This is a genomic window from Variovorax sp. 20P10.2.4, from assembly GCF_058244205.1.
In genome coordinates this window covers 1-8,446 of record NZ_JBZAYE010000308.1, presented here as the reverse complement: position 1 = coordinate 8,446, position 8,446 = coordinate 1, and the positions used below count along the sequence as shown (strand labels likewise).

At 69.6% G+C, this 8,446-nt stretch carries 8 protein-coding genes and 1 pseudogene; 4 read left to right on the top strand and 5 right to left on the bottom strand.

Annotated elements, in window-relative coordinates:
* The 3 genes and pseudogenes from AC27VN_RS24695 to AC27VN_RS24685 form a co-directional block, all read right to left on the bottom strand.
* Positions 1-349 (bottom strand): annotated as a pseudogene (locus tag AC27VN_RS24695) (hypothetical protein); the annotation flags it as partial.
* On the bottom strand, positions 346-810 hold the full coding sequence (locus AC27VN_RS24690; protein ID WP_203203631.1) for a MaoC family dehydratase: 465 nt from the start codon (positions 808-810) through the stop codon (positions 346-348). The pseudogene AC27VN_RS24695 and the gene AC27VN_RS24690, both read right to left, overlap by 4 nt.
* Before the next feature lie 40 nt (positions 811-850).
* Positions 851-2,083, bottom strand: a complete 1,233-nt coding sequence (locus AC27VN_RS24685; RefSeq protein ID WP_490878223.1) for a CaiB/BaiF CoA transferase family protein — start codon at positions 2,081-2,083, stop codon at positions 851-853.
* A 227-nt stretch (positions 2,084-2,310) separates the two neighbouring features.
* Between AC27VN_RS24685 and AC27VN_RS24680 the strand changes: the two genes are divergently transcribed.
* The 3 genes from AC27VN_RS24680 to AC27VN_RS24670 all read left to right on the top strand — a co-directional run bounded on the left by AC27VN_RS24680 (position 2,311) and on the right by AC27VN_RS24670 (position 5,204).
* Positions 2,311-3,477, top strand: coding sequence for an acyl-CoA dehydrogenase family protein (locus AC27VN_RS24680; RefSeq protein WP_490878222.1), 1,167 nt, complete (start codon positions 2,311-2,313; stop codon positions 3,475-3,477).
* Positions 3,478-3,547: 70 nt separating this feature from the next.
* Complete coding sequence (locus AC27VN_RS24675; RefSeq protein WP_296781979.1) at positions 3,548-4,516, top strand: Bug family tripartite tricarboxylate transporter substrate binding protein; 969 nt, start codon at positions 3,548-3,550, stop codon at positions 4,514-4,516.
* A 7-nt stretch (positions 4,517-4,523) separates the two neighbouring features.
* Entirely contained in the window at positions 4,524-5,204 is a 681-nt protein-coding gene (locus tag AC27VN_RS24670) for a nitroreductase (protein WP_490878221.1), read from the top strand.
* A 12-nt stretch (positions 5,205-5,216) separates the two neighbouring features.
* Here AC27VN_RS24670 and AC27VN_RS24665 read toward each other — a convergent pair whose 3' ends face one another.
* Complete coding sequence (locus AC27VN_RS24665) at positions 5,217-6,221, bottom strand: AraC family transcriptional regulator (protein WP_203203626.1); 1,005 nt, start codon at positions 6,219-6,221, stop codon at positions 5,217-5,219.
* Between the two features lie 64 nt (positions 6,222-6,285).
* Here AC27VN_RS24665 and AC27VN_RS24660 point away from each other — a divergent pair, with 64 nt between their 5' ends.
* The gene (locus AC27VN_RS24660) at positions 6,286-7,314 is read left to right on the top strand and encodes an SDR family oxidoreductase (RefSeq protein ID WP_490878220.1); all 1,029 of its coding nucleotides are present in this window, start codon (positions 6,286-6,288) and stop codon (positions 7,312-7,314) included.
* Between the two features lie 18 nt (positions 7,315-7,332).
* On the opposite strand, the gene AC27VN_RS24655 is transcribed toward AC27VN_RS24660, so the two are convergent.
* Complete coding sequence (locus tag AC27VN_RS24655) at positions 7,333-8,223, bottom strand: helix-turn-helix domain-containing protein (protein WP_490878219.1); 891 nt, start codon at positions 8,221-8,223, stop codon at positions 7,333-7,335.
* Positions 8,224-8,446 lie beyond the last annotated feature (223 nt).

Sequence of the window (8,446 nt, the reverse complement as noted above, 5' to 3'; positions counted from 1 at the left end):
GCAGCACCACGTCGGCGCGCAGCGTGCCCTCGGCGAACAACCCGGCCAGCAGGGCGTAGCGCTCGGGCAGCACCTCGAGCAGGCCGCGGTCGGCCAGGCCGCAGGTGCGCGCCATCGCGCCATACGAGACGAAGCGCATGCCTCGCGGCACCGGGCCGTCGAAGCTCGCCGACAGGGTGGTGCCGAGGAACACCGTCGACGGCAGCGCCGCGCCGTCGTCCGCCATCAGCCGCCGCGTCAGCGTCAGCGGCTCGGCCGCGGCCTGGCCGCAGACGATCCAGTCGTCCGCGCGCAGCAGGCCGCGCAGGTCGAAGTCGCGCGCATCGACCGGCGACGACCCGCCCGTCATGCGAGGGCCGGCTCGGGCTGCCGGCGCATGAAGGCGGCGCGCTGGCAAACGCAGACGATCTCGCCGCGCTGGTTGTAGCCGCGATGCTCGAAGTCGACGATGCCCGCGTCGGGCCGCGACTTCGAGACACGCTTGCTCTTGACCGTGGTCTCGATGCGCAGCGTGTCGCCCGCGAACACCGGCTTCGGGAACGTGACCTCGCGCATGCCGAGGTTGCCGATGGTGGTGCCCAGCGTGGTCTCGCTGACCGACAGGCCGATGACCAGCGCCAGCGTGAAGGTGCTGTTGACCAGCGGCCGGCCGAACTCGGTTTTGGCCGCGAACTCGACGTCCAGGTGCAGCGGCTGCGGATTCATGCTGAGCACGGTCGCCAGCAGGTTGTCGGTTTCGGTGACGGTGCGCGTGGTCGCGTGCTGGAAGATGTGTCCGATCTCGAACTGCTCGAAGTAGAGGCCTGCCATGGTGGGTCCTGTGCGTGGGTGGAAGCGGAGGGAAAGAAATTCAGTCGCGCGGCCCGGGGCGGCCATCGATCGTGCTGCCTTCGGCCAGCATCGCGTCGATGCGTTCGGCATCGAAGCCGGCCTCAGCCAGCAGCTCGAGGCTCTGTTCGCCGATGCGCGGCGCATGCCGCCGGATCGAGACGTCGGCGCTGCTCCAGCGCGTGCTGGGCCGCATCTGCACGATGCGGCCTTCGGACGGATGCTCGCCGCGCTCGAAGAAGCCCACCGCCTCGAGGTGCGGATCGACCAGCAGGTCGTCGATCGAATTGACGCGCGCGCACGGCACCTCGTGCGCGCGGCACAGCGCGAGCCACTCGTCGGTGCTGCGGGTGGCGATGATCTCGGCGAGCTGCGCGTAGGTCGCGTGGTAGTTGCTGGCGCGCGCGCTCTGGCTGCCCAAAAGCGGATTGCTGTCGATCTCGTCGGCGCGGCCGATCGCGGCGTAGAAGGCCCGGAACTGCTTGTCGTTGTAGGGCGTGGCGGCGATGTAGCCGTCGAGCGTCCTGTAGGGCCGGCGGTGCGGCGTGAGCAGGCGGCTGTAGCCCGACTCGCCGATCGGCGGTTCGAAGGCCTGCCCGTTGAGATGGTCGCCGAGCACGGTCTGCACCAGCGTCTCGAACATCGGCACCTCGATCGCCTGGCCGATGCCGGTGCGCTCGCGCATCAGCAACGCGGCCAGCGTGGCGTGTGCCGCCGTCAGCCCGGTCACGCGGTCGGCGACGGTCATCGGCACGAACACCGGCTCGTCCAGGCCCGCGCGCACGAACAGGCCCGACACGCCGGCGCCGGCCTGGATGATGTCGTCGAAGGCCGGCTGGTTGGCATAGGGGCCGTGCTCGCTGTAGCCCACGAGCGCGACGTAGACGATCGACGGATTGATCGCGCGCAGGTCCTCGTAGCCGAGCCCGGCACGCTGCATCGCGGCCGGGCGCACGTTGTGGATGAACACGTCGGCCGAGCGGCAGAGCGCGAACAGCGCCTCCTTCGCGGCCGGCTGCTTGATGTCCAGCACGATGCTGCGCTTGTTGCGGCCGTTCGCCAGGTACATCGCCCCCATGCGCGGCGTGCGCGCCATGCCGGCGTGGCGCATCACGTCGCCCTCGGGCGGCTCGACCTTGATGACGTCGGCGCCGTAGTCGCCCAGCACCTGGGTCGCGACCGGGCCCATGAGCACCGTGCTCATGTCGACGATGCGGAAGCCCGCGAGCGGCGCGGGCGTGGGGGGAACTGTCATGCGTCTCCTGAGGATTGTTCTTTGTCGTGCACGAATAGTACACATACATGAACAACATCGCCAAGCTCCTGAAACGCTTTTGCTGACTCGACAAACTCTTCTGGCTTTGGGTTTTTACTCGCCTCCAGAGGAAAAGCATCTCCGGCGGTGATCAGTCTAGGTGTTCTCCCTCATGTCAATATTGAACACATAGATGAATGATTGGGTTTTCAACCTGTCGCCCGTCCATGAATTTCCAGCTCAGCGCCGAACAGGAATCCATCCGCGATTCCATCCAGAAGATCTGCCGCCGTTTCGACGATGCCTACTGGCTCGAACGCGACCGGGAAGGCGGCTTCCCCACGGCGTTCGCCGACAGCCTGGCCCAGGACGGCTGGCTGGGCATCTGCATTCCCGAGCAGTACGGCGGCTCGGGGCTCTCGATCGCGGATGCGGCCGTGATGATGCAGACCATCTCGCGCTCGGGCGCCGGGATGTCGGGCGCCTCGGCGGTGCACATCAACGTGTTCGGGCTCAACCCCGTGGTCGTGTTCGGCAGCGAAGCCCAGAAGCAGCGCATGCTGCCGCCGATGGCGCGCGGCGAGGTCAAGACCTGCTTCGCCGTGACCGAGCCGAACACCGGCCTCAACACCACCCAGCTGCGCACGCGCGCGCAGCGCCGCGGCGACCGCTACGTGGTCAACGGCAGCAAGGTCTGGATCTCGACCGCCCAGGTCGCGCAGAAGGTGCTGCTGCTCGCGCGGACCACGCCGCTGGAGGAGGTCGAGAAGCCCACGCACGGGCTCACGCTGTTCTACACCGACCTCGACCGCAGCCGCATCGAGGTGCGCGAGATCGAGAAGATGGGCCGCAAGTGCGTCGACTCGAACGAGCTGTTCATCGAGGACTTCGAGATTCCCGTGGAGGACCGCATCGGCGAGGAAGGCCGCGGCTTCGAATACATCCTGCACGGCATGAACCCCGAGCGCGTGCTGATCGCCGCCGAGGCCGTGGGCCTGGGCCAGCTCGCGCTCGAGCGCGCCACCGCCTATGCCAACGAGCGCGTGGTCTTCAACCGCCCGATCGGTCAGAACCAGGGCATCCAGCATCCGCTGGCGCGCAACTGGATCGAGCTCGAGGCGGCCTGGCTCATGGTGATGCAAGCGGCCTGGCAGTACGACAGCGGACTGCCCTGCGGCGCGGCCGCGAACGCCGCCAAGTACCTGGCCGGCGAGGCCGGCTTCAATGCCTGCCAGCAGGCGGTGATGACGCACGGCGGCTTCGGCTACGCGAAGGAATACCACGTGGAGCGCTACCTGCGCGAGATCATGATTCCGCGCATCGCGCCCATCAGCCCCGAGCTGGTGCTGTGCTTCATCGCGGAGAAGGTGCTGGGGCTGCCCAAGTCCTACTGAGACACACGGCACGCACGCCACGCATCGACCGACCGGACCCACAACAAGCCCTCAGCGGCAGGAGACACGCATGCAGATTCTGGATTCCTTCCTGGCGAAGGCGCTCGCGGCGGGCACGCTCGCCCTGGCCTGCGCCGCGGCCTCGGCCCAGCCCTATCCCGCCAAGCCGATCCGCGTCGTGGTGCCCTTCGCCGCGGGCAGCGGCACCGACGTGATGACGCGCGTGCTCATGGAGGACGTGCACAAGGGACTCGGCGCCCCGATCGTGATCGACAACAAGCCCGGCGCCAACGGCTCCATCGCCGCCGAGGCCGTGAGCAAGGCCGCGCCCGACGGCTACACCCTGCTGCTGGGCACGAGCTCGGCCCACTCGGCCAATCCCTGGCTCTACAAGAAGCTCAACTACGCGCCGATCAAGGACTTCACCGCGATCGCGCGCACCACCAACTTTCCGTTCGTGCTGGTGGTCAATGGCACCTCGCCCCTGACCAACGTCGCCGACTTCCTCAAGGCCGTGCGCGGCGGCGCGAAGAACACCATGGGCTACGGCAACGCCACCGGCCAGGTGGCGGGCGCCCACCTGATGAACGTCGGCAAGTTCTCGGCGATCGCGGTGCCCTACCGCAGCACGCCGCCGGCGCTGGTCGACCTGGTGGGCGGCCAGTTCGACTTCATGTTCGTGGACCTGGCGTCGTCGCAGGGGTTGGTCAAGGACGGCAAGGTGCGGCCGCTGGCCATGATGGCCGACAAGGGCTCGGTCCTGATGCCGGGCCTGCCGGCGCTGGGCGAGACCTTTCCGGGCTTCTCGTACATCGCCTGGGGCGGGCTGATGGGGCCGGCCGGCATACCGCCGGACATCGTCGCGAAGCTCAGCGCCGAAGTCGTCAAGTCGCTCAACAAGCCCGCGATCAAGGAACGCTTCGCAGCGCTGGGCCTGGAGCCCTATCCCGCGCCGCCCGAGGAGTTCGCGCGCTTCATGGTCGAGCAGGAAGCGGCCTGGGGCACGCGCATCAAGGACGCCGGCATCCAGGCGGAGTGAGGCAGCCTTGAGCCCATCCGAAGCCCAGACGCTTGCGCACCTCGTGTCGCGCCGCCGCAGCTGCCGGGCCTTCCTGGACGAGCCGCTGCCCGACGCCACCATCGAGCGCCTGTTCGAGACCGCGCGCCACACGGCCTCGTGGTGCAACACGCAGCCCTGGCGCATCGTCGTGACACGCGGCGCGGGCACCGAGCGCTTTCGCGCGGCCATGCAGGCCGCGGCACGCGCGCAGCCACCGGCCAGCGACTTTCCCTTTCCCGCCGAGTACCGCGGCGTGTACCTCGAGCGGCGCCGCGAAGCCGGCCTGCAGCTCTACGACGCCGTCGGCGTGCGCCGCGGCGATCGCGACGCCTCGGCCGTGCAAGCACTGCGCAACTTCGACTTCTTCGGCGCGCCCCACGTCCTGGTCGTCACGGTGCCGGCCGAGCTCGGGCCCTATGCGCTGGTCGACGCCGGCGGCTGGGTCGCGAACTTCCTGCTGGCGGCCGAGGCGCACGGCGTCGCGGCCATCGCGCAGGCCGCGCTGGCGCGGCACGCCGCGGCGATCCGCGCGCATTTCGGCCTGCCCGCCGACCAGCAGGTCGTGTGCGGCATCTCCTTCGGCCGTGCCGATGCGGCCGATCCGGCGAACGGCTACAGAACCTCGCGCGCGCCCATTGACGCGACCCTGCAGTGGTCGCGCGATTGAAGGGCGCGGTGCCTAGGATTCCTGCGGCACCGCCTCGCGGCTCGTGAGTCCTACCCTCGCCCCCGCGCGCAGCGCCTGCCGGTAGGCCGTCGGCGAACTCCCGGTGACGCGCTTGAAGGCATGGCTGAAGGCGCTCTCGGAGGTGTAGCCCAGGCTCTGCGCCACGAGCGCGACCGGCGTGTCGTCCTCGCCCAGGGCGCGCTCGGCCAGGCGCATGCGCCACTCGGTCAGGTAGCCCAGCGGCGCGATGCCGGCCACGGCCTTGAAGTGCGAGGCGAAGGTGGTGCGCGACATGGCGCAGGCGCTGGCCAGCTCCTCCAGGTGCCAGGCACGCGCCGGATCGTCGTGCATCGCCCGCAGGGCCGGCGCGATGCGCGGCTCGCTCAGGGCGCGCAGCCAGCCCGCGACCAGCGGCCCCGAGGTGCCCAGGTGCGCGCGCAGGATCTGGATGAACAGCAGCTGCGCGAGCTGGGCCGCGGCGAGCTGGGCACCCGGCTGTGCCTGCGTGCGCTCCTCCATCAGGTGATCGAGCAGCCAGCGGAACACCGGGGCCTGCGGCGCCGACGCGCGGACATGGATCCACGGTGGCAGCGCATTCAGCAGCAAGGGCCCGCTGACCGGATCGAGCAGCACGTGGCCGCCGATGTGCGCGAACTCGCTGCCGTCGCCGAGCTGCGCCGAGGAACGGCCCGCGCCCGAGAACAGGCCCATGGCATCGACCGGCTCGGCCTCGGGATCGCTGGACAGGATCGACCAGCGGTGCGCCGACAGCAGCCCCACGTCGCCGGTCTCGAAGCGCGCGGGTTCGGGCTCCCCCTCGATGCGGACCCAGCAGTGGCCCTTCACGACGGCGAAGAACTTGATCTTGTCGGGCGCCGGAAAACGGATCGCCCAGGTACCGCCGGCCGTGAAGCCGCCGGTCACCAGGCTCTGCGCATGGGTCAGCTTGAGGATGTCGGAGAAGGGATCGGCGCTCATCTTCGTACTATCGCGCAAGCAAAGCGTACTCCCAAGCATTCACAGTCCGACCCCCTCGAAATATCGTTCCCCATCTCGCATCACGGACGAACAAGGAACGGACATGGAACAGGCTTTGGTATTGGTCACCGGCGGCACCGGCTTCATCGCGCAGCACTGCATCCTCGCGCTGCTGGCCCAGGGATTTCGCGTCCGCACGACGGTGCGCACGCTCGCACGGGAAGCGGAAGTCCGCGAGCACCTCAGGACGGGCGGCGCCGAGCCGGGCGAGCGGCTGGGCTTCGTGGTCGCGGACCTGGGCGTGGACGCCGGCTGGGCCGAGGCCGCGAAGGGATGCACCTACGTGATCCACGGCGCCTCGCCCACGCCATCGGGCAGCTATGCCACCGACGAGGACTGGGTCCGGCCGGCCGTCGACGGCAACCTGCGCGTGCTGCGCGCCGCGCGCGATGCGGGCGTCCAGCGCGTGGTCCTCACCTCGGCCTTCGGCGCGGTCGGTGTCGGCCATGGGCCGATGGACCGGCCCTTCAATGAAGAGGACTGGAGCAACCTGGCGGGCGATGTCGCTCCGTATCAGAAGTCGAAGACGCTGTCCGAACGCGCCGCGTGGGCCTTCGTCGAGAAGGAAGGCCGCGGTCTCGAGCTCGCGGCCGTCAACCCGACCGCGGTGCTGGGCCCCGCGCTCGGTGCCGACTTCTCGCACTCGATCCAGATCATCAAGGGAATGATGGACGGCCAGCCCGGCTCGCCCAAGATCAACTCGGGCTTCGTCGACGTGCGCGATGTGGCGGACCTGCACCTGCTCGCGATGACGCACCCGGCCGGCAAGGGCGAGCGCTTCCTCGCGATCGCGGGCGAGAGCCTGTGGCTGGCCGACGTGGCGGGCATCCTGCGCGAGCGCATGGGTGCGGCGGCGCAGAAGGTGTCGACGCGGGCGCTGCCCAACTGGCTGGTGCGGCTCGGCGCGAAGACCGATCCGCGCATGAAGGCCGTCGTGCCGATGCTCGGCGTGAACATGAACGCCACCAGCGAGAAGGCCCGGCGGCTGCTCGGATGGAATCCGCGCTCGGCCGAGGAGGCGATCGTCGCGACGGCCGAGAGCCTGGTGCGGCTCCAGCTGCTGAAGGCGTGAGCGGCGCACGCCGCCGCCTCATTCCCTCCCGCGCGCCCGGTAGCTGCCGGGCGCGATGCCGACGCAGCGCCGGAATGCGCTCGACAGGTGGCTCTGGCTGCTGAAGCCGCACTGCAGCGCGATCTCGACCAGGCTCAGCTCGGTGCGCAACAGCAGCGTCCTCGCGCGCGCGATCCGCGCGGCCATCAGGTAGCGGTGCGGCGGCATGCCGAAGGCGCGCTTGAACCAGCGCGCGAACGAATAGACATCGAGTTGCACGAAGGCCGCCATCTCGGCGAGCGTGAGCTTCTCCTGCAACTGGTCGAGGATGAACTGCTGCACGCGCCGGCGCAGCGCGTCGCCGGCCTCGATGCGCTCGACCTGCAGCCGCGGATCGGCCGCATGGTGCCGCCGCAGGTAGGCCGCCAGCGCCACCGCGATGCTTTCCCCGTAGATCGCGCCGCCCGGATAGCCCTCGCGGATGTCGGCGGCGAGCGCGAGGCTGGCCTGCCAGACGAAGCCGTCGCGGATGCCGTTGCCCGGCACCAGCTCGACCGTCCTCGCGCCCGGCGAGCTCGAGACGGCCTGCACCAGGCCCGGCGTCAGCCCCAGCACCACGCCGCGCCAGCGGCCGCGCGCATGCCCGCTGTACGACAGCCCGGCGGGAAAGATGCCGAAGCTGCCCGGCGCGAAGTCGCCCGTCACCGGCCGGTGCCCCGACCAGTGGATGCGCGCGGAGGTCAGTGCCTCGTGGTGGAGCATCACGCCGTGCTGGAACAGCACGGTCTCGGGCATATCCCCACCCGAGCCGCGCCACTCCTCGAGCCGCAGCCCGGGCCAGAGGCCCTGGTCCTGCAGCAGGACCGCCTCGGGTTCGAACTTCGTGCGGGACGCGGTCGTGGTGTCGAATCGCTCGGCGAAGGTCTGCACGGGCGTCTGGTCTTTCTGTCGGGGAAGGAAAACACGAGTGTCCGACGCGCGGCCTGCCGCGGGCATGCAGGTTTGCCCGCAGCGCCCGCAAGCAATTGCAAGATTCTGAAAAGCCGCGCCGTTTCGTGGAAGCCATGGCCGCGCGCGCTGCCTAGCATCGCGCCGCCAATCAATACCTGGAGACACGATGAGCGAGAAGACATGGAGCGGCCGCGGCAGCGTG